This is a genomic window from Microcoleus sp. AT8-A3 (assembly GCF_036705675.1).
Lineage (GTDB): Bacteria > Cyanobacteriota > Cyanobacteriia > Cyanobacteriales > Microcoleaceae > Microcoleus.
Window position 1 is genome coordinate 44,480 of record NZ_JAUBVD010000035.1, and the last position, 24,374, is coordinate 68,853.

At 45.4% G+C, this 24,374-nt stretch carries 24 protein-coding genes; 15 read left to right on the forward strand and 9 right to left on the reverse strand.

Going from position 1 to position 24,374, the window contains the following annotated elements; all coding sequences use genetic code 11:
* Nucleotides 1-29 precede the first annotated feature (29 nt).
* Nucleotides 30-506, forward strand: coding sequence for an orange carotenoid protein N-terminal domain-containing protein (locus tag QUB51_RS19580; protein WP_333052897.1), 477 nt, complete (start codon nt 30-32; stop codon nt 504-506).
* Nucleotides 507-870: 364 nt separating this feature from the next.
* Here QUB51_RS19580 and QUB51_RS19585 read toward each other — a convergent pair whose 3' ends face one another.
* From QUB51_RS19585 to QUB51_RS19595, 3 genes are all read right to left on the reverse strand, one after another.
* Nucleotides 871-1,545 (reverse strand): acetoacetate decarboxylase family protein, encoded by a 675-nt coding sequence (locus tag QUB51_RS19585; protein WP_333262836.1) that lies wholly within the window; start codon nt 1,543-1,545, stop codon nt 871-873.
* Between the two features lie 410 nt (nt 1,546-1,955).
* Nucleotides 1,956-3,437 carry an S-layer homology domain-containing protein gene (locus tag QUB51_RS19590; protein WP_333262839.1) on the reverse strand — a complete coding sequence of 494 codons (1,482 nt, stop codon included), beginning with the start codon at nt 3,435-3,437 and terminating at the stop codon, nt 1,956-1,958.
* A 188-nt stretch (nt 3,438-3,625) separates the two neighbouring features.
* Nucleotides 3,626-4,300 (reverse strand): polysaccharide deacetylase family protein, encoded by a 675-nt coding sequence (locus QUB51_RS19595; protein WP_333052900.1) that lies wholly within the window; start codon nt 4,298-4,300, stop codon nt 3,626-3,628.
* A gap of 79 nt (nt 4,301-4,379) precedes the next feature.
* Here QUB51_RS19595 and QUB51_RS19600 point away from each other — a divergent pair, with 79 nt between their 5' ends.
* The 7 genes from QUB51_RS19600 (at nt 4,380) to QUB51_RS19630 (ending at nt 9,551) form a co-directional block, all read left to right on the forward strand.
* Complete coding sequence (locus QUB51_RS19600; protein WP_333052901.1) at nt 4,380-4,673, forward strand: DUF433 domain-containing protein; 294 nt, start codon at nt 4,380-4,382, stop codon at nt 4,671-4,673.
* 191 nt (nt 4,674-4,864) lie between these two features.
* The gene (locus tag QUB51_RS19605; protein ID WP_333052902.1) at nt 4,865-5,041 is read left to right on the forward strand and encodes a hypothetical protein; all 177 of its coding nucleotides are present in this window, start codon (nt 4,865-4,867) and stop codon (nt 5,039-5,041) included.
* Between the two features lie 175 nt (nt 5,042-5,216).
* The gene (locus QUB51_RS19610) at nt 5,217-5,984 is read left to right on the forward strand and encodes a ChaB family protein (RefSeq protein ID WP_333052903.1); all 768 of its coding nucleotides are present in this window, start codon (nt 5,217-5,219) and stop codon (nt 5,982-5,984) included.
* A gap of 376 nt (nt 5,985-6,360) precedes the next feature.
* The gene (rd, locus tag QUB51_RS19615; RefSeq protein ID WP_333208640.1) at nt 6,361-6,519 is read left to right on the forward strand and encodes a rubredoxin; all 159 of its coding nucleotides are present in this window, start codon (nt 6,361-6,363) and stop codon (nt 6,517-6,519) included.
* Between the two features lie 24 nt (nt 6,520-6,543).
* Nucleotides 6,544-7,809, forward strand: a complete 1,266-nt coding sequence (locus QUB51_RS19620; RefSeq protein WP_333262843.1) for an NAD(P)/FAD-dependent oxidoreductase — start codon at nt 6,544-6,546, stop codon at nt 7,807-7,809.
* 101 nt (nt 7,810-7,910) lie between these two features.
* Nucleotides 7,911-8,648, forward strand: coding sequence for a hypothetical protein (locus tag QUB51_RS19625; protein ID WP_333262846.1), 738 nt, complete (start codon nt 7,911-7,913; stop codon nt 8,646-8,648).
* A gap of 129 nt (nt 8,649-8,777) precedes the next feature.
* Nucleotides 8,778-9,551, forward strand: coding sequence for a class II aldolase/adducin family protein (locus QUB51_RS19630; RefSeq protein WP_333262849.1), 774 nt, complete (start codon nt 8,778-8,780; stop codon nt 9,549-9,551).
* 111 nt (nt 9,552-9,662) lie between these two features.
* On the opposite strand, the gene QUB51_RS19635 is transcribed toward QUB51_RS19630, so the two are convergent.
* The 4 genes from QUB51_RS19635 to QUB51_RS19650 form a co-directional block, all read right to left on the reverse strand.
* Nucleotides 9,663-10,574 (reverse strand): Rpn family recombination-promoting nuclease/putative transposase, encoded by a 912-nt coding sequence (locus tag QUB51_RS19635; RefSeq protein WP_333262853.1) that lies wholly within the window; start codon nt 10,572-10,574, stop codon nt 9,663-9,665.
* Between the two features lie 41 nt (nt 10,575-10,615).
* Nucleotides 10,616-11,362, reverse strand: a complete 747-nt coding sequence (locus tag QUB51_RS19640) for a HEAT repeat domain-containing protein (RefSeq protein WP_333052910.1) — start codon at nt 11,360-11,362, stop codon at nt 10,616-10,618.
* Between the two features lie 349 nt (nt 11,363-11,711).
* A complete protein-coding gene (locus QUB51_RS19645; RefSeq protein WP_333052911.1) occupies nt 11,712-12,248 on the reverse strand; it encodes a GNAT family N-acetyltransferase in 537 nt (178 codons plus the stop codon).
* A 4-nt stretch (nt 12,249-12,252) separates the two neighbouring features.
* Nucleotides 12,253-12,456, reverse strand: a complete 204-nt coding sequence (locus QUB51_RS19650; RefSeq protein ID WP_333052912.1) for a hypothetical protein — start codon at nt 12,454-12,456, stop codon at nt 12,253-12,255.
* A 136-nt stretch (nt 12,457-12,592) separates the two neighbouring features.
* Here QUB51_RS19650 and QUB51_RS19655 point away from each other — a divergent pair, with 136 nt between their 5' ends.
* Nucleotides 12,593-13,954 (forward strand): calcium-binding protein, encoded by a 1,362-nt coding sequence (locus QUB51_RS19655; RefSeq protein ID WP_333052913.1) that lies wholly within the window; start codon nt 12,593-12,595, stop codon nt 13,952-13,954.
* 213 nt (nt 13,955-14,167) lie between these two features.
* Nucleotides 14,168-15,526 carry a calcium-binding protein gene (locus QUB51_RS19660; RefSeq protein WP_333052914.1) on the forward strand — a complete coding sequence of 453 codons (1,359 nt, stop codon included), beginning with the start codon at nt 14,168-14,170 and terminating at the stop codon, nt 15,524-15,526.
* Between the two features lie 107 nt (nt 15,527-15,633).
* Here the strand turns inward: QUB51_RS19660 and QUB51_RS19665 are convergent, their stop codons facing one another.
* Both QUB51_RS19665 and QUB51_RS19670 read right to left on the reverse strand, forming a co-directional pair.
* A complete protein-coding gene (locus tag QUB51_RS19665; protein ID WP_333208647.1) occupies nt 15,634-16,998 on the reverse strand; it encodes an MFS transporter in 1,365 nt (454 codons plus the stop codon).
* Nucleotides 16,999-17,132: 134 nt separating this feature from the next.
* Nucleotides 17,133-19,196: an Eco57I restriction-modification methylase domain-containing protein gene (locus tag QUB51_RS19670; RefSeq protein WP_333262857.1), complete on the reverse strand. Its 2,064-nt coding sequence runs from the start codon at nt 19,194-19,196 to the stop codon at nt 17,133-17,135.
* 219 nt (nt 19,197-19,415) lie between these two features.
* Between QUB51_RS19670 and QUB51_RS19675 the strand changes: the two genes are divergently transcribed.
* From QUB51_RS19675 to QUB51_RS19695, 5 genes are all read left to right on the forward strand, one after another.
* The gene (locus QUB51_RS19675) at nt 19,416-20,795 is read left to right on the forward strand and encodes an AAA family ATPase (protein ID WP_333208651.1); all 1,380 of its coding nucleotides are present in this window, start codon (nt 19,416-19,418) and stop codon (nt 20,793-20,795) included.
* A complete protein-coding gene (locus QUB51_RS19680; protein WP_333262860.1) occupies nt 20,792-21,589 on the forward strand; it encodes a hypothetical protein in 798 nt (265 codons plus the stop codon). Before QUB51_RS19675 ends, QUB51_RS19680 begins: the two co-directional genes overlap by 4 nt.
* A gap of 4 nt (nt 21,590-21,593) precedes the next feature.
* A complete protein-coding gene (locus QUB51_RS30450) occupies nt 21,594-21,794 on the forward strand; it encodes an alpha-E domain-containing protein (RefSeq protein ID WP_445243116.1) in 201 nt (66 codons plus the stop codon).
* A 32-nt stretch (nt 21,795-21,826) separates the two neighbouring features.
* Nucleotides 21,827-23,443, forward strand: a complete 1,617-nt coding sequence (locus QUB51_RS19690) for a family 10 glycosylhydrolase (RefSeq protein ID WP_333298301.1) — start codon at nt 21,827-21,829, stop codon at nt 23,441-23,443.
* Nucleotides 23,444-23,629: 186 nt separating this feature from the next.
* Complete coding sequence (locus QUB51_RS19695; protein ID WP_333208654.1) at nt 23,630-24,211, forward strand: Uma2 family endonuclease; 582 nt, start codon at nt 23,630-23,632, stop codon at nt 24,209-24,211.
* Nucleotides 24,212-24,374: the final 163 nt, after the last annotated feature.

Here is a 24,374-nt window from a genome sequence, read left to right on the forward strand (position 1 = left end):
GAGCAATACATATTATTTTGGAGGCTTGAATGACCTTTACTACCAGTGCTTACGACCAAGGAAAAGCAGATATTAAGCAGTTGAGTGTAGACGACCAATTAGGTTTGCTGTGGTTTGTTTACACCGAAATGGGCAAGTCAATAACGCCAGCGGCTCCCGGTGCTTCCGGTTCCGAAATCGCTCAGGGTTTGTTCGAGCAAGTCAAGCCGCTGCCCCACGAAGAACAACTACAAGTAATGCGCGACATTGCCTCAAAAGCCAATACCGAAATCAGCCGGATGTACGGCTCGATGAGTCCTGAAACCAAGCTGGCTTTTTGGTATTTCCTAGCGGTAGGAATGGACGAAGGAACTATTATTCCTGTGCCTCCAGACTATCAACTTCCCGACGCAGGAAAAGCTTTATTAGGAAAGATAGAGGGCATGGATTTCCAGCAGCAAATTGATTTCCTTCGCGGTACAATTTTAGAAATGGGTGCTGAAGCCGCTCCGGGGGCTGGCATTTAAAAATAGGACTTACGAAAAAAAAACCGCTTTCTCGGAGAATATTGGGTTTGGTAACGACGCATCTAGGAAGAAACCGGGTTTTTAGCCGTTTGATGCGTAAGTCCTCAAAAAGATTAGTAAGGAATGAGAATTAAATAACTTAGAATTTTGATGGTTCTTGTGGGATGGGCGTCCCGCCCGTCCAGAAAGGGCGGGCTAAGAGTGCCCAACTCCTACTTCCGACTTTCAAGAGTGTAAATTATTTAATTCGCCATCCTAAGTAGCTCAAACTAATACGCCGCGCCAGAAACCAGGCTTCTTCAAGAAACCTGGTTTCTGGCTGTTGTGTTTTTTTAGGTTTACGGCGAAGATCCGCACTTTACAGCTAATAAGTGAATTCAACGGCTCTGTTTCCCACAACTTCAGGCGCACCTGCAATTAAACGCATATCTTCGCAGGCAACTGTTAGCAAGGGCTGACCTAAGTTTAAATTGGCAAAATGACTTTCTTCAGGTATTTCTAGTTCGCCTCTAATCAAGCCGATTCTAGAACCCAATTCTCCTTTAAATAATAGCAAATTGCTGCTGTCAGCGCTGAAAACATTTCCGCTAAAAGGCACCCGTAAGGCTAAGCTTTGCTGGCTGTAATTGAAACTGCACAGTTGACGGTTTCCTTGGCTAACTGTGACGCGGTAGCCTAGCGGTGCTGCTTTTACCGAATCGCTACCTTCCCAACTAAATGTAGCTAATTCTTTAGGAAGTCCCCAAATTTCCCGCCCGCCGGCTACCGAGTTAGGGTTGTCTACGTAAATATGGGAAATCCAAGCGCCCCATTTTCCTGCATAATTGGCGATCGCGCTAACTACAATTAACTCATTGTACTCCATCACCGAACCCAACCCATAGGAGGATATATAAATGCCGCCTAGGGTTTTTCCGGGCAATAAAGAGACAATTTCTAACTCAGAGGGAACCAAGGGGCGCACTCGTGCCACATCTACCAATTGTAAAGTCCCAACAGCATAACCTTGCAGATTCCAAGGTGCAGATGGATATACCATTTTCAGTGATTTAATGTCTGATATTTTATACTTATTTTAGCTTGGGGCTTCAAAAAGCCACAGTTTTTGGTATTTATTCACAAGTTGTTAGTAACTGAGATGTTGCACCATTCTCAATAAGCTTTTTATGAACAGGCTTTCCGGCCTGTTCCACAAGAAAATTCACTCTTTGTGGAACAGGCCGGAAAGCCTGTTCTGGAGAATGGGGCAAGATGTGAGTAGTAATTTAATTTATTTAAGAAATATAATATGTGACGGTAAATTTGATGAATAGTTGACTTGGGTTATCTGTTGTAGGGGGGCGGGTTTAATAATATTGTTAGTAGGAATTAGATATTATTCGTAAAACCCGACCCTACAGATATTATCAGCGTTTATCCGTGTTGATCTGCGGTTAAAAACCTCCAAATCTACTTACTAGCATAGCCCGTACTTACCAAAAACTCCCGCAACTTCCCGAAGAATTGAGTGCGATCGCGCCCTTGATAAACCCTCTCCAACAATTGCCAACCTTCCGCCTCCTGGCCCATGACATACTTGTTCGCCATGAAGGCCGCCAAAACCCCCTTCACCTCCCCATCTTCACTCAGACGCTTGTTAGATTCCAGCCAAAGCTCAGCAGAATTCGTGTATATTTCCACCGGATACTGTTTGCTAACATCTTGCATTTTACCTTGGCGGTACTGCCAAATTTGCAGCGGAAAGCGAGAATCAGCGTAATTGGTAAAAGCCTCGGAAAATCTGCCGTCCTGACTCTTAAACTCTGGGATATCATTTTTGCCCAAATCGACAATTTCGTAACTCACATTGCCCCAGAAATGCTTGAGATGAGTGTATTTGCTAGCTGCCGAATCGTAGCGGTAAATAAACGAATAATTGCAGCAGCGGACACCGCTTTTGGTTGAGACTAAATCTGCCAGCACTTCCGGTTCCTTGTCCCCGTCTAAATCACGAATTCGCAGCGATAAAAAACGTCCTTCTGCTATTTCTTCGCTGGCTCTTTTGTCTGGATTATCTACTAGAGAGCGAGTCGGAATCAGCACTGGTTCTTCTAATAAAATTTTACCGTCACGGATAATTTTGATGCGGAGATTTTTAGCATTTTCTGCTTCTTTTACGAAAGAAACTTCCGCCCGAACTTTTCCCGCTTCCGAGGTTTCTGTTGTTCGAGGCGGGCCGATATTCGCCGGAACTTGGGCGATATATTCCGAAGGAATTAAGGCAGTTTGGCCGGGTTTGGCGATCGCCTGACAGAAAAAACTTGCTACTTCGGCGCGAGTAGCATTCCGAGTAGGTTCTAGCTGTTTAACAGCCGGATAATTGACTACAAGTTGTTTTTCTGTGGCGGCGGCGATCGCACTTCTAGCCAGTTCGGGAATGTCCCGCGCATCTTCAAAAGTCGCATCCAAAATCTCAGCCGCCGGCCCTGCGGGTGTATATTTTAAGCCGCTGGTTAAAGCTACCAAAACCTGCCAGCGGGTAACATTCAATGTCGGGTTAAAAATACTGCCGCTGTAACCGGACATAAAACCCGTCTGATAAGCTTCTCGAATTGCTTTAAAACCCCAGTAATTTGTGGGAATATCTGCAAAGCCGATCGGAGATCGGACGGTTTGGGCATCTGGAAAAGCCATGCGAACCATGGCCGCAAACTCAGCGCGGCTGACGGGGCGATTCGGGCGAAAAGTGCCGTCTTCGTAATAGCCACTGATAATTTTTTTCTGTGCTAACTCCTCAATGCAAGCTTGCGCCCAATGGTTGTTAACATCCGTAAATTTGGCTTGAGCAAATGCCGGGGGTACATTCATGCCCGGAAACACTAAATTCCCGATGATTATCCCCAGGGCTACCAGTAAACCGATGATAGCTTGCCATCTGTGCGATCGAATCATAGAACAGACTCCTCTACTTACCAATTGGCGATCGAAACCGAAGCAAATTTTATAGAATACTAGGTATTTTAACCTGTTTCTCTTAACATACTCATGACTAGCGCCTTCACAGCCGCGCAGTGATTCCGAGAATTGCGAAGCAATTTCAAAGCTTGGCTATTGCTGCGCTTGGGATTGCAGTGACACAATCATGCAGAAACTTGTTCCCACAGTCGATCGACTGTCACGAATTTGTAACCTTTATACAAAAGCAATGGAATTATTTTATCCGCAGAGGCTGCCACATCTTCGCCACCGCAATAGCCGTCGTGCAGTACAATAATTGATCCGTTTTCTGTTTGCTGCACGATGCGACTAATAACTTTCCTAACCCCCGGCCTCACCCAATCTTCCGGGACGACACTCCACATTACAGGGCGATATTCCCACTGTTGCAATAACTCTAGTGTTCGCGGCGTAAAAATGCCGTTGGGTGGCCGCACGTCCAGGATTAATTTTGGGTCTAAATCGCAAGCTTTGGCAATTGCTTTTTGCGTGTCTTCTAAACTTTGTTTGAGTTCGTGGGTTTTGAGTTTGGGAAACGATATATGCTGGTAGCCGTGGAGACCGATCCAGTGTCCGCGATCGCAAACTTCCTTAGCCGTTTCTGGATGCCTATCCACGCAAAAACCTAGCAAGAAAAAACTAGCTTTGATGTCGTATTTATCTAAAACTTTTAACAGTTGAGGTGTGTGCTGACGGTGAGGCCCGTCGTCAAATGTGAGGGCAATTTCTCGGCTGTTGATATCTCCCGTCCACAGACATCCGGGAAAAGCCGATTTGAGAATGGGATGAACGACAGGAAACAGGGGTGCTAATGGCATTGATTAACCTGGATAAATGCGATCGGGTAGAAATGAAGCTGCGTTACAATAGAATAAAGTTAACTCAATCTAGGTAAATATGACAACTGCTGTTGAGATAGGAACGCTAATTGTCCGCACGCCGGGAACCTGTGGCGGCCGCCCGCGAATTGCAGGAACTAGAATTACGGTAGAGAATATTGCTATTGATTTTAATGCCGGGATGACTCCCCAGCAAATCATTGATGAAAGACCGCATTTGACTTTAGCACAAATTTATGCAGCACTCACTTACTATTACGCGAACAAGGAAGCAACGGACGCCGAAATAGCAGCTTACTACGAAGAGTATGACCGTTTGGAAGCAGAATATATGGCAGGTAAGCTATCGTGAGCCGAATTTGTTTATACATGGATGAGGATATTCTCCAACGCTCGCTGATACTCGCTCTGCGAACCTCTGGTGTAGACGTAATAACTACCTCGGACGCTAACAAGCTTAGCTGTTAAGATGAGGAACAACTGATCTGGGCAGCGGAGCAAGGGCGTGCCATATACAGTTTCAACACTAAAGATTTTTGTCGTTTGCACAGTACCTTTATTGCCCAAAATATCGGTCATGCTGGAATTATTATGGGAGTGCAACAGCGGTACTCGATTGGCGATCAGTTGCGGGTTTTTTTTAACTTGATTGCTGCTAAGTCAGCCGAAGAAATGATAAATCAATTGGTGTTTTTAGCTGAGTACATTAGATATGAATAAAAGCTTGAAATAACCGATTGCACCGGAAACTACCAGCCTCTTTAACTCCTTTGATATAGACTCAATCTAGCCACAGTCGCATCGACCTCTATCTCGCGGTCGATGCGATCGCCCTACAGCGTCCTCCTATACTGAAAACCAGCACTACTAATCGAAAAACCATCAAGGAGGAACAATGACAGAGGAATATTTAGCCGAACGAACAGTTTCAGCCGTATTTAAGGAAGAAGAACAATTAGACGGCGTAATTCGGCGGTTGCTCGATCGCGGAGTTTCCCGCGACCACATCTCAGTAATGGGAAAAAACTTTCAATCTAAAACTAAAATTGCCGGCTTTATTACTAAAAAAGATGTGATATTAGGCGGTCTGCGAAGCGGGGCGATTTTTGGTTCATTATTCGGTTCTTTTTTGGGTTTGCTAACAGGCGTCGGTGTCCTGTTTATTCCCTTTGTCGGTGCAGTAGTATCGGCGGGCCCGCTGGGTGCGGTACTGTTGGGTGCAGCTAGCGGCGCGATCGCAGGTTCGGCCGGTGCGGGTCTAGTTTCCGCTTTAGTCACCTTGGGAATGCCGGAAGACAAAGCAACTATCTATCAAACCCGCGTTGAAGCAGGCGAGTTTCTCGTGATGGCAGAAGTCGCCGCCGACCGATCGGGCGAATTTCAACTCTTGCTAGAAAGTGCCGGCGGCGAAGAAGTTTCAGTTAGCGAAATGACGCTGCCGCGCGCCGTCAAAGGTCGCTGCAATAGTCCGGCAGACTTATCTCCAGAAGTGCGATCGCACCTGTCGGAAGCTGCTCAAAAAACCTTTATGGAATCCTACAACGCCGCATTTGACGAAACCAACGACTCGATACAAGCGGAACACACCGCTTGGAACGCCATTCACCAGCAGTACGAAGAAGATGAAAACGGCGTTTGGACTAAGCCTTTAGCGAAAGTCTAGTCTTGCAATCGCAGCAAACTAATAAAAAATACGATCGAGCCTCTAGAACTGCGGTTTTGGAGGCTTTGACGATTTTAGATTTTAGGTTTTAGATTGGTGCAAGACTTAATTAGATTAGGACTTAGGCATGGGGGGCCCAGAAACCGGGTTTTTTTACGAAAAGACGCGTTGGAACCCGTAGATTCGGTAAAAAACCCGGTTTCTTTGTCGGAGTGCCTCCAGGAGTGTATATTTTATATTTTATAATTGTGAAAAACTTAATTTTTAAGAATTTGGTAATGGCCGAAAGTCTCATTACTGTTTGAAATTGGTATTGCACTAGGTTGCGTTGTCCAGTACAATCTATAAGCTTGCAATATAAAATTGAGTTAAGCAAATGCAAAAATACCTTTGTACAGTTTGCAATTACGTCTACGATCCAGAACTAGGCGACCCCGACGGAGGCATAGCTCCCGGTACACCCTTTGAAGATATCCCCGACGATTGGGTTTGTCCCACTTGCGGGGCGGTAAAATCGGATTTTGAACCAGAATAAGCGAGAAAAAATTTGTCCGATCGAATGCTCAAAATTACAATCATCGGTGGCGGTGCTGCTGGTTTTTTTAGTGCAATTACCTGTGCCAAAACCTACCCGCAGGCCCGCGTCACTTTACTAGAAGCTGGCCGGCAACTCCTGGCAAAAGTTCGCATCTCTGGTGGCGGGCGCTGCAACGTGACTCACGCTTGTTTTGACCCGGGTGTTTTAGTGCAGAATTACCCCAGAGGAGGGAAAGCTCTGCGCGGTGCTTTTACTCGATTTCAACCCCGCGATACTGTAGAATGGTTTGCAGGTCACGGTGTGAAGTTGAAAACAGAAGAAGACGGGCGAATGTTTCCGATCACAGACGATTCGGCGACAATTGTTAACTGTTTGATCCGGGCTGCTGAGGATGCAGGCGTAAAAATTCGCACTGGTGATGCAGTCGTTTCAGTAAAGAAATTAACCGGGAATAACGCAGAGGGCGAACAAGGGGACACCGCCCCTAGATTTGAAATTGAGTTGAAGTCTGGGGAGAGTTTTAAGTGCGATCGCATTCTTCTCGCTACAGGCAGCAATCCTTCGGGTTATAAGTGGGCAAAAGAGTTAGGTAATACTGTAGAACTGCCCGTTCCTTCTCTATTTACTTTTAATATTTCCGACAGCAGAATCAAAGATTTAGCCGGAATTTCTGTTCCTAATGCTAAGGTGAAATTGCCGGGAGCTAAATTAGAACAAAGCGGGCCTTTGCTAATTACTCACTGGGGTTTAAGCGGGCCTGCTGTACTCAAACTTTCGGCTTGGGGTGCGAGATTTTTGCACGATCGCCATTATAAAACATCTGTGCTGATTAATTGGCTTCCCCAGTACAATGCGGAAGTTTTGCGACAGCAACTACTAGCGGTTAAGTCGCAGTTGTCGCACCGATTGATTGTTTCTAGCTGTCCGTTTCCGGTGCCGCGCCGCCTCTGGGAACGTTTGACAAGTTCGATCGGCATTGATGAGCAAAAACGCTGGGCCGACTTATCTAACAAAATCCTCGATCGCCTCCTGCAAGAACTCGTTCAAGGCGAATATCAGGTTGCCGGAAAAGGCGCTTTTAAAGAAGAGTTCGTCACCTGCGGCGGTGTCAACCTCAAAGAAGTCGATTTTAAGACAATGGAAAGCCGCCGCTGTCCCGGACTTTTCTTTGCGGGCGAAATCTTGGATATCGACGGAGTGACGGGCGGTTTCAACTTCCAAAGTGCCTGGACTACGGCGTGGTTGGCCGGGAACGCGATCGGCAAACCATCCGATTTTAGATTTTAGATTGGGGAATACTTGCTTTGTAAAGGTTTGGGAGTTGCGATCGGGCGATCGGCTTGCCAGTATTAAATTTTGTGTTATTTTTGAATTAAGAGGCACAAAATGTGATTTCTGTTGAGCCTGTAGAAGAAATTCGCAGTTTTGCCTCCTTCAACATCGGGGTCAAACACATGAAAAACTTTAAGCTGAAAACCTTAAAATTCCCGAACCACACTGACAGCCATCTTGACTCACCTTTCATCGAAAAAAATGGCTTGCTGGAATTCAACCCCAAATTTATCAGTCCCGAATATTTAACAACCTGGACGTTTGAGACCCACCTGTACGGCGAACAAGTTGCGATCGACCACTTTGTCCTCACATTCCCTAGCCGTACCGAACTCGAAAACTACGCCAAATCTTTTTACCCCTTCGGCGCCAAAACAGTTGAAGGCCCCGACTTGTTCCCGATTAACTTTTGTGCCGAAAACATTAACGTTCCCTCCGACTTGTGGCTGCATTTAATGACCTTATTAATGCCAGCCGGCGGCTTAGTAGTATTAGATGCGCCCCACGCACCGGGCGACCAAACAGACCGCTTCCAGCAAGAAAGAGGATTAGCAGCAGTTCACCACGTCGCGATTCGTGTTGAAAACGTGCAGAATGCTGCTAAGATATGGCAAAATAAAAACTTTAAACCGCTATCAGAGCATCCTCTAAACTCCGGCTCATTAACCCAGTGGTTTGTGCAAAACCCCGCCGGACAAATTCTCGAATTAATAGAACGTCGCCCCGGCAACAACGCCACCTTTGACTGCAAAAACATCGCAGGTTTGCGCCTGAGTGAAATCGCAGTTGAGTAGGGCAGGCAAGATGGCGGCCCCACAGTTCCCAATTCAAATTTCCCAATTCAAAATTTATCTCGTTCCCAGTCTCTGACTGGGAATGCCGATTCGGAGGCTCTGCCTCCTGTCTTTTCACTAATAAAATATATGGTTGCAATAAAAATCCCCAAAGTCACTTTTCAACCCCCAACATTCAACTCAATTGAAGAAGAACGCCGCCACCGCAAACAACGTTTAGCCGCCGCCTTTCGATTATTTGCCCGCTTCGGCTTCAGCGAAGGAATTGCCGGACATATCACCGTCCGCGACCCCGAACACCTCGACCATTTCTGGGTCAATTCTTTTGGAATGCACTTTAGTTTAATTCGAGTCAGCGACCTAATTTTAGTCAACCACAAAGGCGAAGTTGTTGAAGGAAATAAACCCGTAAACGAAGCAGCTTTTGCCATTCATTCCCAAGTGCACAGCGCCCGCCCCGACGTAATCGCAGCAGCCCACGCTCATTCTCCCTACGGCAAAAGTTGGTCGAGTTTGGGCCGCCTGCTTGACCCGCTGACGCAAGATGCTTGTTCGTTTTATGAAGACCAAGCTTTATTTGACGATTACACCGGAGTTGTTTTGGAAATCGAAGAAGCTAAACGCATCGCCAAAACTTTAGGTGAGAAAAAAGCCATTATCTTACAAAATCACGGACTGTTAACAGTAGGTCAAACAGTAGATGAAGCAGCTTGGTGGTTTATTGCAATGGAACGTTCTTGTCAAGCGCAGTTAATGGCAGAAGCAGCGGGAAAACCAATTCTCATCAAGCCTGAATGTGCGCGTTTGACACAGCAGCAAGTAGGGTCTCACCGCATGGGATGGTTTAGCTTTCAACCGCTTTATGACATGATAGTGCGTCGGGAACCTGACTTATTAGATTAGGAACTAGGCGGTGGAAACCGCTATTACACAAACACAGTCCGCCTGCGGCGAATAAAGAATGAAGGGGGTATTAAAGCCTGATTTAGTATCAGGAGTGCAAAAGTTATAAATTCATGCTGAAGCCGATTCCAACCAAGCTATCAAATCCTCTTGACTGGTAAAATCTAGCAATATTTCTCCTAAATCATCTAATTGTTCGATAGATAACTGCTGGATGCGAGTTTTAATTTCTGGTGGGATTTCGCCAGTGCGCCGCGCGACTTGACGCAGGATTAATGCTGTTTGCCCCTCAATTATGCCTTCTTGGCGACCTTCTTGCATCCCCTTAATAACAGCACCGCGTTGGTCTTCAAAGAACATTTCCCGCTTTTCTAATGATGCTAACTCGTCAAGGTTTAAGGTAGACCTGTTAGCAATGTTAAAAGCTGTTTGAATTTCGGGTACTGACGCCAATTTATCCGGTATTTCCTCCAGTTCAGGAGCATTTTTTATAAAATAAATCCAGCTTTGAATCAGATTTTCAACTTGTTCTAATTTTTTGTTAAACTTTGGTAGTTCAACAAAAACTAACTCTATTTCTCTATAATACTCGAAGTTTTCTTCGACTTCTTTAAATACAAAATGTGAGAGAAACTTTTCGGTATTTTCAAACAGGATAAAATCCGTAATTGTGAGAGCAATGAGAGGATTTAATTTTGAGTAGCCTTCTCTGCGTTTGAGTTGAGTGGCGTAGGTTTTGGCTGCATTATATATGACGCGCTTAGTAAAAGCTTCTACATTGATGACCTGCATTTCGATAATTACAGTTTTGTTGCCCGTAATTTTTGCTTTGACATCCAGGTAAGTGTCTTTTAATCCAGTAACGCTAGGCGCGGCGTAGGGATCGATGATTTCTAAGTCTTTAATTGTCGGCTCTGCGTTGTAGAGCATAGCATTGAGGAAGCTAATCAAAACTTCTTTGCTCTGGGGCGAAGCAAAGATTTTTTTGAAACCAAAATCTGTCTTAGGGTTGATGAAATTCATAATTGATAATTAGTAAATGGTGTTTCAATGTGATAATTATATCACAAAATTCCTTCCATTTCTAAATCTTCAATTATCTGCAATCCGCGCGGGTCGCCAACTCGCAAAAGTGAAGATTTAGCATCTTCCCGCACGCCCATATCTTCATCTTCTTCTAAAGCTTCAATTAGACCATCGATCGCCCCAGCGTACACTATATTATTCGGCAATTCTCGCGCCAGTTGCCCGATCGCCCAAGCGCAGTTGCTCCGCACAGCAGATACAGAATCTCCCCGCAGCGCTTCAATCAACGGCGGAATCGCCGCAATCACCACATAGTAACCAACTTTTGCCATTTGACCCAGAGAACTCGCCGCCCACAAACGCACCGCCGAAATATCAGTTTTCAGAGAATCAATTAAAGATGGCAAAGCGCGGTGGTCCCTGCAATTTCCCAAGGCCCAAACTACCCCTTTGCGAACGTAACCGTTCCAGTCGCGGTTAAGTTGAAGAATCAGTGGTTCCACAGCATCGGGACTCGGATTTCGCCCCAAAGCATAAGCCGCGCTTACCCGCACCAAGGGGCAACCGTCTCTCAATAAATTAATTAAATGCGAAATTGCTCGATCGTCCTGCAGTTCGCAAAAAGCCCGCGCCGCAATCATCCGGTGCTGAGGTTCCGGGGATGCAAGCATTGGCAGCATTTCATCGGGATCTGGCAGCGGGGGTTCGGATTCGTCAAATTGATCCAAAGGGCTTTCCAGTTCCGTGTCAGTATCAAGGGCGTTGGGGTAGTCGTTATTGTTCATAAAAAAACTTTACCGCACAGAGGATGCTCCTAAGCAACTCAGTCAGCAGTCAGCACTCAGCAGTCAATAATTGTAGGGGGCGCTTGTCAGCAACAGGCTTTCCGGCCTGTTCCACAACAGATAAATTTTCTTGTGGAACAGGCCGGAAAGCCTGTTCCTAAAAGGCTAATTGAGAATGGTGCAACATATGACTTACAACAAACAAATTCCTCTGCTGTCACCTAAGTTTGTAGTGAGGACTTCAGTCCTCATAATTGCTGTCACCTAAGTTTGTAGTGAGGACTTCAGTCCTCATAATTGGCATGAATCAGGACTTTAGCCCTGATTCCAAACCAGTAGAATTTATATTTCAAAGGGATTTGAGCATCGACAGGGAATGAGTTTGATAGCCTAATTTTTGATATAGATTCACCGCAGGCTGATTGCTCAGAAATACTTGCAAACCAATTTGCTGATCGCCCCTTTCCCGCGCCCAATTTTCAGCATGAATAACTAAAGCTGCACCGACTCCCAGACGGCGATGTTCCGGTGCTACGTACAGCAAAAAAATGTGAGCGTAGCGTTCTCCGGTGGTTTGGTCGATCGCATTTCCCAACCACAAACATCCGACAACCGATGTCAGATTTTGGGCTTGAGATTGGGGATTGAGATACTGCGAGGGCAGCGCCGGCAAAATTTCTGCCTCTTCCTGGGTGTTTTTCTGGCACTCTACCCACCAAACCGGCGTCTGGTTAGAAAAATACTGCTCGACAGTTTGAGCCAAATGTCCCAATTCCCCATCCGGGTAAAGCTCTCGGTAAGTCCGGTGCATAAACTTTACCAGTTTTGCTCGATCGAGTCCCGATCCCGATCGCAGCCCGTAGCCCGGTATCAGTTGAGCAGACATCAGCTCAGCGGACACGGAAAGCGGCATAATTTAGCCCCAAGAAAATTGGATTCACCACTGCCGCTTGCTTTTGGGGAATCGCTTCCTCAATCGGTGCCGGGGCAGCCATGTCACCAGGCAAAAAGATGCGAGCACTGACTGCTACCAGAGCCGCGAAAAATACTAATACCGCTATTAATGGAGCAATGTATTGACGAATGATACCCATAACCGCAAAAACTTAATTCTTGAGTTGATATTATCAAGTGTACCATACAAATCTGGTCAGCTATAATGGCTGCCATTGGACAATTAGCTCAAGAAGAGAGCGATCGCAAATACCAACAAACAGAAAATCTAATATTATGAGTGCCTCGCCTGCTGTTTATGAAGCTCTAGCTAAATCAATTGTTTTTTTGAATCAAAAGCCGAGCGCGCAAAATGAAGTTTCGACTTTCCTAGATACTAATGGCTACTATATCGATCGCATATTTGACGACCCCGAAACCAACTTTTATGCGATCGGGTTCGGTTCATCCAATCCCGAAAACCCGCCCGCCCTCGTATTTAAAGGTACAGACTTCATCGACGGCGACGCTATCTTTTCCGACTCGCGGGACATTGGTTTACCTGAATTTGAAAAAAACAAAGATAATATCCAAAATTGGCTCACAGAAATCGGTCAAAATACTGGTAAAAACCCCAACAAATTATTGCCCGATGTCATCGGACACAGTTGGGGCGGAGCAGTCGCTCAAATTGTAGCAACAGAATACACAACTCTGACCGGCGATATCTTTACTTTCAACTCTCCAGGAGTATCAGCGAGTACATTCACCAGTTTTCGGAGAAATCTCGGCAGAGTCGGCAACAAAAATGTCACTCACTACATTGTCAGCGGAGATTTCGTCAGCTTGTTTGGTGAAGCATTTATTCCGGGTAAAGTATTTATCCAAAGTTTTACCGATCCGAGTATTAATCCCTTAACTGTTTTGGCAAAACATCGAACTGAAAATTTGTTAACTAATCCGCCCGTGGGTTTTTTGCAGAGGCAAATTTCCGTAGAACAATTAAACAGTCCTGAATTTACTTATAACAACGATTCAGATTTTAACGAGTTTATCGCTGCCATGAATTTGGCCTTGCCCAATGTGTCAGTCGCCATCAGAAGCAGAGGCGGTGCAGAGAGTGTGAGAACCGCACCAGAATTTTCTTTTGTGCAGTTGATCAGACAAATGCAATACGGTTTAGCTCCCTTACAACCGAATTATTTATCAGGCGACGCTCGCAACAATACTGCTACGGGGGGCCCTGGAGAGGATACAGTTACCGGCAACGGCGGTAACGATACTCTCAGAGGCAATCGAGGTAATGACAGCATCATCGGTGGTGATGGCGACGATTTCTTGTACGGCGGCAGAGATAACGATTATTTGGAGGGGGGCGACGGAAATGATTTGGTTTCCGGCGAGTTGGGCAACGATTTTTTAATTGGTGGTGCGGGGCGCGATCGCTTTGTATTGGAACCCGGTGGCGGAGCAGATGTGATTGTAGATTTTCAAGATAGTGAAGATTTAATTACCCTGTCGCGGGGTCTAACTTTTCCTCAAGTTACAGTAACCCAAGGTGTTGACGGAGCTTTAATTAGTATCCCGATTACTGGGGAAATTCTTGCTACTCTCAGAGGCGTAGTTGCCAGCGATATTAGTCGGGTAGATTTTGTATAGTTTTAGGGCGAGCAAAATTTGTATTTGTGGTGGCGAGAAACCCGCATGGGTTTTGTATCGAGAGGTTTTTTTTGTTAAAAAATCTCAATTAATTTGCCCCTAAAAAGCCACTAAAAATGACCCATTAATATGGTTAATAAACGAAGTTTATAGTAAACTGAGTTAAGTAGCTTAAAAACTAATTCCCCATCAAACGACAGGAAATAAAAAAATATGCCCTCCTCCCCCGCCGCTTACGAAACTATAGCCAAGCAACTTGTTTACATAGATGACCAGCCCCAGTTTCAAACTTTAGTTCAAACAGGTTTGAGTGCTGCTGGCTACCAAATCGATCGCACCTTTGACGATCCCGGAACTGGATTTCACGCGATCGGCTTAATTTCCACCACCCCAGACAAACCGCCTGTTTTGGTAGTTCGCGGCACTGACTCGCCCGTAGACGATATTGCCAACGCAGACCCGCGGGGCGCAGGTTTCAACCAATTTGAAGCCAACAAACAAGCATTAGGAAATTGGCTGACACAAATCAGTCAAGATACAGCCAAAAACCCCAGCCGCTTGCCACCAGATGTTCTCGGACACAGCTTAGGCGGCGCCATAACGCAACTAGCCGCCACCGAATTTACATCTACTATCGGAGATGTTGTCACCTTCAATTCTCCCGGAGTTGCTCAGAGTACAGTCAATACATTCAAGCAGAAAGTCGGCCCAGGAAAAAATGTAACTCACTACATAGTTAGCGGCGATTTTGTGAGTTTGGGAGGAGAAGCTTTCCTACCGGGAAAAGTAGTTCTTCAAACATTTACTAACCCGATTATCAACCCGCTACTTGTCTTGGAAAAGCACACCCAAAACGGTTTGTTAACTTCTCCTCCTCCCGGCTTGACTCAGACAGAAATCTCTGTAGACCAGTTGAACCGCCCTGATTTCACTTTCACAGATTCAGATTATTTAGAACTGTTAGCTAGCTTAGACTTTGCACTGCCAACCTTAGCAACATCGCTGGAATCGCGCAGCAGTTTAGAACAATTAAGAACCACTCCGGGAAGCTCGTTTTTAACAAACGTTGTGGCAATGCAAACTGCTCTCGATGTCTCCAAAATTAACAATTTAGTAGGCGACGATGCCAACAATACAGCATCAGGTTTTGCAGCGGACGATATTATCACTGGCAATGGGGGAAACGACACTCTCAGCGGCAACAAAGGCAACGATATTATCAGCGGTGGCAGCGGCAACGACCTACTATTAGGTGGTAAAGGGGATGACAATTTGAGCGGTGGAGAAGGAGACGATACACTCATTGGCGCAATGGGTGCGGATCTCTTAATTGGTGGCACTGGACGCGACGTATTGGTGTTAGGAGCAGGTGCCGGTACAGATACATTTTTAGACTTTCAAAAAGGTGAAGATTTAATCGGTTTGAGCGGAGGTTTGACCTTCAACCAATTGAGAGTTACTCCAGGCGATTTTATAACGACGATCGAAATTGCCAGTAACGGCGAAGTTCTTGCCAGTATTCCTGGCATTCCAAGTAGTCCGCTAACAGCTAGCGATTTTATTGCGATTTAGTTGGCGGCTGACAATACAGATATTCGGTAGCGGTAGGGACACAACAATGTTGTGTCCTTATTTTATCTTATGAACGCAAGCGCACACAATTTATACTCGTTCGATGATTAATCGAAATCGTCAAGCCCAGGTCTCGGCATGGATGCCAATTTTTTCTCATCGTCTAGGGGCAGAAAGAAAATCGTCAGCATACCGGGAATCACAGCCAGCGCGCTCATCAAAAAATAATTTTGATAGCCGAGACTCGCCTGCAAGTAGCCGCTAAAAACGCCCGGAATCAGCACTCCTGCGGCCATAAAAGCCGTTGTAATTGCATAATGAGATGCTTCGTATTCAGGGCGGACAGTCCGCATCAAGAACACTGTATAGGCAGCTACGCCAAGTCCGTAAGTAAATTGCTCGATCGAATTTACAGCATAAGCCCATTCAATCCCCGGTTGATTGATTGCCAACAGCCAATACAGCACGTTAGTCGAATTTTGCAGAATAGCCGTCGGCCACATCCATTTTTTCAATCCTTGTTTAGCAATCAAATAGCCGCCCAGCAACCCTCCTATTAACAGAAACATTACCCCTAAAGTACCGGATAATAAGCCCATATCCGACGTAGAAACTGCTAATCCTCCTTTCTCAACTTTATCCATTAAAAAGGGAGGAGCCATTTTAAACGTCAAGGCATCGCCTAACCTAAAAATTAAGACGTAAGCCACAATCCAACCTATTTTATCTTGCTGAAAATAGGTTTTGAATGCTTCGACAAAGCTGGTTGTTTGTTGGGGTGCACCGGATTCTAGATCGTAATTTCTAGGATAGGGAAGATACCACCGCTGAAAAAGATATATCAGCACAAACATAATCGCACAAATACCAAAGGCTGTCGCCCATCCGTAGTTAAGCGCCGACACGCTAAAATCCGAACCGAAAAGTGACAGTGGAATGTTTTGATATGTTTTTGTGTCGCCTGTATTTCCAGTGACTAAATGCTGTTCGGCCAGTTTCCCCGCTAAGAACACCAATAAACCGCTACCGGCAATGACAGCACCTCTATAAGCCGTGTTGCGAACCCCGACAAACAAGGCTTGCTGGTCTTTATTTAGAGTGTTTAAATAAAATCCGTCAATGGCGATGTCGTGAGTAGCGGATACAAATGCGATCGCGGTAAAGATAACAAGCGATATAATAATCGGTGCCGGCGTTAATACGCCAAAAGCTAGGAAAGCAAACAGAAAAGCACAAATGATTTCGGTTGTTAAAATCCATTTGCGTTTGGTGGAATACAAATCAACAACTGGCCCCCACAAACCTTTTAATACCCAAGGAAAAGACAAAAGACTTGTCAAGCCGATGAGTTCGTTGCTGGTTCCCATACCTTTCAAAAAAATCACCGACATTAAATTAACGACGGTGTAAGGGAGACCTTGAGCGAAGTATAATACTGATACCCACAATCCAGCGTTATGCTTTTTTTCCATTGCAGAGATATTTTACCTAGTTACTTATTTGATTTACTGAGTGCGATCGACAATTCCGGTCAATTAAACCGCTTGCATCACAGTATATGCCATTCCGATGCCAGCGGCTGCCATATAAATAGTGCATTTTAGCATCATTCAGACTCAAAACTATTTTTGTTTTGTGAATAAGCCTGCAAAAATTTTTCTTCGTTAAAATGAACGAGGTAAGCGCGAAGATTCTTGTCCCAGTCAGAAGTGTCATAAGTTCGCAGCAGTTCCAAAGCACTTTCTTCTATCTGATATGCAGTTTTTGAACTATTCACCGGACGTTCGGGACTGTCAGGATTAACAACAATTAAACCTGCATCTAGAAACTGATGCACAGTCTGGCGGCGCACAGTTTCCCGCGTATTTGGCGCATACTTTTTACCGTATTGCTGAGCCATAAATTCCATAATTGGTGTGATTCCCCGAAGTGGAGATTTTGCCAATTCCCAAGCATCCTTTGGCTTGAGGTCAAGCAAAGCCAGAAGGGTTAAGGCGGAACGTTCGTTAACCTGACCTTTTGGAAAACCCAGCGCTGCAAGTATTTCTAGAGATTCATCAATACGGTTCTTGATTGTCATTGGGCTATTTTCTAACGGATTGGTCGCCTTCAGCAGTTGTCTCTCGACAAGTTGATCAATCTCCCGCTGTGTAGGAAATATTTCTCCTATTTGAGCGCCAAGTAAAAGTAATTGCTCTAGATTAGGATACTTCAAATTGCGTAAATCCGTAGCATTAACTTGAGTGTGTCCGTTGAACAGTCGGAAAAACGCATCTACCAAACTCGAATTTAGATAAACGGCTAATCCCCGCGCCAGGGTGAGGTCTAATCCGCGTCCCTGTTGGTGAAAGTAATTCAAATGGTTCTCAAAACCAACGCTAGAACTATTAATTTTGGTGGCATCCCAGACAACTGCAACAATTCGCTTTTTCTCTTCCTTTGACGAGAAGCGCTTGCTCAAAACATAATGTTCGTTAGGTACGAGGAGTGCAGCAGTTTTTTCCGTGACAGCTAAAGCTTGATGCTTTCTCGTGGCTGTGGGATATTCAACACCGCCAGCCGAGAAGTGTGCGGGATAAATCAGCGGAACTGTACCGTTCTCAGGTTTTAGGCGCAAGTCAGAGCGAACACGAAAATCTACAACTTTTCCCGTAGAAACTGTTAAGCCTAATTCCTCTAGGGTGCAAGTAAATTGAGCCATTTGCTCGACTACTTGCTGGCTGACAGAATCCGGTAAAATCCGAATAAATTGCTCGGAATCATTGGGATTAATTAGGGCGGTATAGGGCAGTTGGTGAGACAAAATTAGGTCGTCGCCCACGCTGCTGCTTGAGGTAATTAGTACAGTATCTGGCTGTTCTATTTGTTTGGTGGCGCGCACAATAATAGTTTCTTGCAGCACCGCATCATCGCGAAATGGCAACTGTCGGGATTCAAAGATGTGTACTTGGCGTAAAGCCATCATTTGAAGGAATACTTTGCGGAAGTCTCGAAAGTATAAACCGTTGCAAAAGCTGCGGGGAGTAATCGATACTAATTCACCGTTTGGTTTGAGCAGGTGAGCAGCAGCAACTGTGAAGCCAGCGTAGAGATTGCTGGTTTCTAGTCCTATAGAACGCAGCAAGGTTCGGGCTTGGGATTTAGCGTCTATTTTGGCATAGGGAGGATTGATAATTGCATGGGTAAATTCCCGTTTGACTGGTTGTGTAAATAGATTGGGCTGCAACATATCGGCGCTGTCTTGAATAAAATCTATTTCGCGAACCTCACAGGTAAAAGATATCCCAAAACGCTGACATTCAATACTGCATAATTCTAAAGTTTGCTTGAGGTATTCAATCAAAATAAGGTCAATTTCATAAGCTGTAACGTGCAGGCTGCGAGGTTTGTTTGGGCGCTGACAAAGTTCGCAAACAACTGCTGCTAACAGCGAACCAATTCCTGCACCGGCATCTAAAAGCGATATATCGGGACAGTTAAATTCAAACATTCCCGCCATCAAACTTGCGACGGAGGAAGGTGTTAAAAATTGTCCTTTTTCTCCTCTCTGGCTTTGCTGCAACTTCCGAGTTGCTTCTTGGCGCCAGCCATCTACTCGATCGAGTAAATTGCTTGCAGTTGAGTAGCTGTTACCCGGAAGGGCTAGGGTTTGAAAGTGCGGTACTATCATTTGTTCAAAAAGTGCGTTAGCGAAGCCCTCGAAGAGGATCGCCAGTTCAGTTTATTTTCGCCCAAAATGCCACGGATGTGCAAAAATGTCAAGCGCCCTAGAAAATATATAACTTATCCCAAAGTATGTTGACTGTTCATATAGCTAGAGCGGGAGGTAGCTAACGATGACACAAACTCAAACCAAGCGTTATGATTTTACTTAAGTATCTAGCTATAAATGATGACAACTATCAACTGGAGTCAAGTTTTAGATAGCATTCCAGAGAATGCCAGTGAAGCGATCGTCAACTCTCAATTTACGTCGGTTCTGATAGAAGCACTTGGATTCACTAAAAATGAAATGCTGTTTCCGCAATTTCCAACAGGTCGAGGTGCTGATACAGTAGATTTCGCCGCTCGTAAAAATATTGGGACTAATAAGTTTTTGTTTTCGGGTGTTGATCCCTACTTACTTGTTGAAGGCAAGGGACGGGCAATAGCGACAGGAGCTAAAATTAACTTGGCGGAAGGTACTCCCAAATATAACGCTACTAGGGAACAGATTAAAAGATATCTGCTATCTCCTAAATGTCAAACCGCTCAATGGGGCATTATTACCAATGGCATTCATATCCAGTTATTTCAGAGGCATGGGAAAGTTGTAATTCCAGCAACTGCTTGCACTCTGATTAACAAAAGTAATATTAGTGCCATTGTCCAACATATCAAATCTTTGATTGACAACCCGCCCAAGGCATTGACGGTTTGTATCTATAACAATAAAGGAGGTGTAGGCAAAACGACAACAACGCTCAATTTAGCAGCAATTTTGCGAAAACAAAACAAGAAAGTTCTAGTAGTTGATTTTGATTCACAAAGAGATTTAACGCAAACTCTTGGATTAGGCGTAGGCTCTATTACTTTATCTGACTGTCTAATTAATCCCAAAGCAGATGTTATCAAAACAGTTGTTCCTTTTATTCACACCAACAAACAGGGACAACAATTACATCTTTTTGAGGTGATTCCATCAGATGAAAGAATGGAAGAATTTACAGAGCAGAGTGTAAACCATACAACAAAGAGTATGACAGTTCCAAGGGGGCCAAAAAGATTGCGAGATATCCTTAAAACTTTTGTTTATCAATATGATTACATATTGATTGATTGCCCTACCCAATGGTTATTTTTCAGTCAGAGCAGTCTTTATGCCTCTGACGTTGTTCTCATCCCTACCAAGCATAATGGATTAGCCTCACTACACAATGCCGCGAGGGTAATTACAAATTTTATTCCCGAAATTAAACAAGAAAGAGGAGATGGTGGGCCAATTGCCTTACCCATCTTTTTCAATGGAGAGAAGATCACAGATCCTGGGCTTCAGACAGCGAATCTGGAAATTGAAAAAATAATTAATCAAGCTAAAAAAGGCAGCTTTGATCTGCTACCATATTATTGGCCTAAATCTACAAGCGGGAAGGCTGACAAAACTATCTTCAGCATTCCCAGCTATGCAACTGTTGCCAATGCTGCTTTCTCTCATATTCCCGCTGTCTTTCTTAACAAGACCGCTGCTGAACACTATTTTGGTCTAATTAAGGAGTATTTCTTACAATGAGTAAATATGATGACATCGGTAAGCTGATGCACCTGCCATTAGCTGATATTGAACCAGGGGAACCCTGCTCTGAATCTGAGTTTATTATCACCGCCGCAGCCGAGGCTATTTTGAACGCTGGCGGACGCAATTGGATTCCTGTGATTGTTAAAGAAACAGGTGATTATCAATATCAAGTAGTCAGCAATTCGTTTATTTATGCAGTCGCTCAACAAGCTGAACTAGAGCGAGTCTGGTGCATAATCATTGAGCCAGAATCTAAAAACATTGAGCAAGCTAAAATTTTAGCAAGGGAAGTCATACCAAAAGTTAACCTTAGCACAGCATCAAGAGATACTATTCTCGCTGCACTTAGATATTTGGTTGCAGAACCAGGAAGTGCATTGAAGGGATTGGATGTTATTGTAGCAGCTAATCGCATTTCAGCAGCCAATCGGGAAACGTGGTCAAACTTTAACCCTGTTATCAGCTTAAAATGTGGCATTACTAAGGGTAAAAAGTTGGATGCACTTGCCAAAGTCTGCTTTCTATCGCCTGCTCCAGTGGCGCCACCGCCGCCACCGCCTGAAGCAGTTAGCGTGAAACGTGCATCTAGAGATGAAATTTTCGATCGCCTCAATTACTTATCCACTAATAAAATAGGCGGCTTTGAAAATATTGATGCCGAAAAAACAGCAGATGCTATTTTCAACGCAAATAAAGGCAAGTGGAAAAGCCTAACTCCAATTGCCAAACTTGAACCCGGCCTTGATACAGCCAAAATGAAAATCATTAAAACCCTATTTAGCCTGTAAAACTATGTTAAGTGGTGTAGCGGATTCAATTTACGGGCTCAACCGCTATATTGAAAGATCGGAAAATATCGCGCATTTTGCCAAGGTCAATTTTAATCTCATTCTCGACTCTCCCAGCGGTATTACTCAACTATTTACTGATCGACCCAATGAATGTACCCTTGTGCGAAAATGTCAAGCGGACGCTCAAACCAAAAGTCCGTAAAGGACTGTTAAACGCTCTCTCACACATTTCTGATGCGAAATACCAAAACATTCTTTTTGTCAAGCTTGTTCCTGATTGGCTTAACAATTAGTTTTCTGCTGACTCCTGGTTGGTTATCAAACTGGTTCCCAAACCGCGCGATCGCAACTATGCCCCCACAAACCCAAACCGCCGAATTTCGCGCCTTCTGGGTGGACGCCTTCAACCCCGGCTTCAAAACCCCTCAAGAAGTCACAAAATTGATCGCAGACGCGCAGCGGGCAAATGCCAACGCGATCGTCGCCCAAGTCCGCCGCCGCGGCGATGCTTTTTACACGAGTGCGATCGAACCCCGCACCCTCGATCCCAACGTTCCCCCCGGTTTCGATCCCCTGCAAGATTTGATTGACAAAGCCCACGCCGCAGGCATTGAAGTACACGCTTGGATGGTGACGCTGCCGGTGGTTTCGGGCACCAAACTTCCCGCCGGTCACGTTTGGCAACAACACGGGCCTTCGGCCCCCGGCAGCGAGAATTGGGCAATGCTGACTTACGGTGGGGAAGCCCAAGGCTATCTCGATCCCGGCCATCCAGACGCCGTAGATTATACCGTTTCCGTATATTTGGACTTGCTGAAGCGCTACGATGTGGACGGCGTACAGTTGGATTATGTGCGCTACGGCGGGCCGACTTGGGGCTACAATCCGACTGCGATCGCCCGTTTCAATCAGCAAACAGGTCGATCGGGCAAACCCGCACCCACCGATCCCGCCTGGATGCAGTGGCGGCGCGATCAGGTGACAAATTTAGTGCGGAAGCTTTATGTAGAAAGCCTTGCGATTAAACCGCGCGTTAAAATTACCGCCGCCACGATCGCCTGGGGAGACGGCCCGCAAAACGATGCAGGGTGGTATCAAACGCAGCCTTACAAAGAAGTATTGCAAGATTGGCGCGCTTGGCTGGAAGAAGGGATTGTAGACATGGCGATGCCGATGACTTACCAGCGCGAGTACAAACGATCGCAAAAACTCGCTTATGACAACTGGATCGAGTACGCCAAAGACCACCAGTACAATCGCCAAATTGCGATCGGCCCCGGCAATTACCTCAACTACATCGAAGACACTCTAGCGCAGGTACGCCGCGCCGAAGGGCCTTCTGCGAAAGGGAATAACCTAGCGGGTACGGTGCTGTATTCCTACGCTAGCAGCAACGTCTACACGAATGTGGAACTGCGATCGGGCGGTAGCGGTGATTTGCCCCGCCAGCCTTGGAAATACGTTCTTCAAAGCAATGATTGGTTTTATACCGCGCTCTCGCAGCCGAGTCAATACGTTGACGGCGCGACGGGTAAAACTGTTGAAACTCAGCCGGTGTGGACGACTGCGGTGGGGATTCCCGATATGCCTTGGAAGTCGCGGCCGACTACAGGTGCGATCGCCGGAAATTTGCAGCGCTGCGCTCAAACTTGCGACGGTGCGAGCTTGACATTGCAGTCGATCGATGATATTGGCGCGGTGCGTCAACTGCGCGCCGATGGTAAAGGATGGTTTGGGGCGATCGAGCTTTCTCCGGGAACTTATCAGTTGAAAGTTGACGGTAGTCAAATTCAACAAACAGTTAATGTTGTCGCGGGCGACGTAACAAAAATCAATCTCGGAGCATCTTAACTGCTTTACTCGTTACCAGGCAGAGCCTGGTAACGCAGATCCGGAGGCTGTGCCTCCAATTCCCATAAAAGCTTGCGAGGCAGAGCCTCGCTTATATCGGTTTCCAGGCAGAGCCTGGGAACCAGTTAATAGCATAAGCTAAAATAAAATCATTCCACATCAAATTATAAATTTATCAATCGAGATATGCTAACAACAGAAGCTGCTTTCACGCTCCGTAAATGGACAGTTAAAGAGTATCACAAGCTGGGAGAGATGGGATTTTTTCACCCAGAGGAACGAGTCGAACTACTTTCAGGAAATATCATCAAAATGAGTGCAAAAGGAACTGCTCACACCTCCGCTTTAGGGCGTACAGATAGCTTGCTGCAATACCTTTTTAGAAATCTTGCCTGGGTACGTATGCAAGATCCGATCGCCCTTGATGACAATTCTGAACCCGAACCAGATATTGCCGTAGTCAGAATCGATCCTTTTGACTATGCGACTCACCATCCGACGCCCTCAGAGGTATATCTAATTATCGAAGTGGCAGACAGCAGCTTAACTTTCGATCGCGAAATTAAAGCCAAAGCTTACGCGCGATCGGGAATTGCCGATTATTGGGTATTAAATGTGGGCGATCGACAACTGCACGTTTTTCGAGAACCTACAGAAAATGGGTATCAAAGCGAATTAATTCTGGGAGAAAGCGCGATCGTTTCACCGCTGGAATTTCCTACTTTTAATATCGCAATTCAGGCAATGTTGCCACCAATTATGCCATAGGTGCGCGCTGCGAACTTAATAATTTTTATTAACCGCAGAGGGCGCAGAGGGCGCAGAGAGAGAAGAGAGAGAGGCAAGTATTTAATCAGGGTAAGCTCATCTAATTTGGTATAAATTGTACTTGACAAAAAGGGCAAGATATAAAAGAGCATCCTGTCAAGAG

Bases quoted from the DNA above. Each gene is read 5' to 3' on its own strand.
- QUB51_RS19580 (WP_333052897.1), top strand. From the start codon at position 30: ATGACCTTTACTACCAGTGCTTACGACCAAGGAAAAGCAGATATTAAG.
- QUB51_RS19600 (WP_333052901.1), top strand. From the start codon at position 4,380: ATGACAACTGCTGTTGAGATAGGAACGCTAATTGTCCGCACGCCGGGA.
- QUB51_RS19595 (WP_333052900.1), bottom strand. From the start codon at position 4,300: ATGCCATTAGCACCCCTGTTTCCTGTCGTTCATCCCATTCTCAAATCG.
- QUB51_RS19590 (WP_333262839.1), bottom strand. From the start codon at position 3,437: ATGATTCGATCGCACAGATGGCAAGCTATCATCGGTTTACTGGTAGCC.
- QUB51_RS19690 (WP_333298301.1), top strand. From the start codon at position 21,827: ATGCGAAATACCAAAACATTCTTTTTGTCAAGCTTGTTCCTGATTGGC.
- QUB51_RS30450 (WP_445243116.1), top strand. From the start codon at position 21,594: ATGTTAAGTGGTGTAGCGGATTCAATTTACGGGCTCAACCGCTATATT.
- QUB51_RS19655 (WP_333052913.1), top strand. From the start codon at position 12,593: ATGAGTGCCTCGCCTGCTGTTTATGAAGCTCTAGCTAAATCAATTGTT.
- QUB51_RS19665 (WP_333208647.1), bottom strand. From the start codon at position 16,998: ATGGAAAAAAAGCATAACGCTGGATTGTGGGTATCAGTATTATACTTC.
- QUB51_RS19695 (WP_333208654.1), top strand. From the start codon at position 23,630: ATGCTAACAACAGAAGCTGCTTTCACGCTCCGTAAATGGACAGTTAAA.
- QUB51_RS19635 (WP_333262853.1), bottom strand. From the start codon at position 10,574: ATGAATTTCATCAACCCTAAGACAGATTTTGGTTTCAAAAAAATCTTT.
- QUB51_RS19675 (WP_333208651.1), top strand. From the start codon at position 19,416: ATGATGACAACTATCAACTGGAGTCAAGTTTTAGATAGCATTCCAGAG.
- QUB51_RS19645 (WP_333052911.1), bottom strand. From the start codon at position 12,248: ATGTCTGCTCAACTGATACCGGGCTACGGGCTGCGATCGGGATCGGGA.
- QUB51_RS19670 (WP_333262857.1), bottom strand. From the start codon at position 19,196: ATGATAGTACCGCACTTTCAAACCCTAGCCCTTCCGGGTAACAGCTAC.
- QUB51_RS19660 (WP_333052914.1), top strand. From the start codon at position 14,168: ATGCCCTCCTCCCCCGCCGCTTACGAAACTATAGCCAAGCAACTTGTT.
- QUB51_RS19630 (WP_333262849.1), top strand. From the start codon at position 8,778: ATGGTTGCAATAAAAATCCCCAAAGTCACTTTTCAACCCCCAACATTC.
- rd (WP_333208640.1), top strand. From the start codon at position 6,361: ATGCAAAAATACCTTTGTACAGTTTGCAATTACGTCTACGATCCAGAA.
- QUB51_RS19620 (WP_333262843.1), top strand. From the start codon at position 6,544: ATGCTCAAAATTACAATCATCGGTGGCGGTGCTGCTGGTTTTTTTAGT.
- QUB51_RS19585 (WP_333262836.1), bottom strand. From the start codon at position 1,545: ATGGTATATCCATCTGCACCTTGGAATCTGCAAGGTTATGCTGTTGGG.
- QUB51_RS19640 (WP_333052910.1), bottom strand. From the start codon at position 11,362: ATGAACAATAACGACTACCCCAACGCCCTTGATACTGACACGGAACTG.
- QUB51_RS19680 (WP_333262860.1), top strand. From the start codon at position 20,792: ATGAGTAAATATGATGACATCGGTAAGCTGATGCACCTGCCATTAGCT.
- QUB51_RS19610 (WP_333052903.1), top strand. From the start codon at position 5,217: ATGACAGAGGAATATTTAGCCGAACGAACAGTTTCAGCCGTATTTAAG.
- QUB51_RS19650 (WP_333052912.1), bottom strand. From the start codon at position 12,456: ATGGGTATCATTCGTCAATACATTGCTCCATTAATAGCGGTATTAGTA.